This window comes from Vibrio sp. D173a, assembly GCF_030248475.1.
The window spans coordinates 1-654 of record NZ_JAHGAH010000442.1 but is presented as its reverse complement, the minus strand read 5'-3'; the positions used below and the strand labels follow the sequence as shown (position 1 = coordinate 654).

General features: G+C 50.3%; 1 protein-coding gene. It reads left to right on the top strand.

Translation table 11 applies throughout. The annotated features are described in order from the left end of the window. Nucleotides 1–654 (top strand): FAD-dependent oxidoreductase (locus tag KIV40_RS26590; protein WP_285352180.1); only part of this gene is annotated, 654 nt, incomplete at both ends.

The following is a 654-nucleotide window of genomic DNA, read 5'->3' as shown; positions in this document are numbered from 1 at the left end:
TTACGACAGCGACTCTATTCTCTCCCTCAAGCACGATCCACAACACATCATCATCTACGGTGCGGGTGTTATCGGTTGTGAGTACGCGTCTATCTTCCGTGGTTTGGGCGTTAAGACCGACCTTATCAACACTCGAGACCGCCTACTCTCTTTCCTTGATAACGAAACATCCGATGCTCTTTCATACCACTTCTGGAACAGTGGTGTAGTGATTCGTAATGATGAAACGTTTGAGCGTATTGAAGGCACAGATGATGGCGTCATCATCCATCTTGAGTCCGGTAAGAAAATGCGCGCCGACTGCTTGCTGTACGCCAATGGCAGAACGGGTAACACAGACAAACTCAACCTGGGAGCGGTTGGCCTAGAATCAGATTCTCGTGGGCAGGTCTCTGTTAACGCCAACTATCAAACCAACGTCAGCCACGTATATGCAGTGGGTGATGTGATTGGCTACCCAAGCTTAGCCAGCGCCGCGTATGACCAAGGTCGATTTGTGGCACAAGCGATTGTGAAAGGCGAAGCGGAGAGCCACCTTATCGAAGACATTCCAACAGGTATCTACACCATCCCGGAGATCAGCTCGGTCGGTAAGACGGTACAAGAGCTAACCGCAGCGAAAGTACCTTATGAGGTTGGACGCTCGTCATTCAA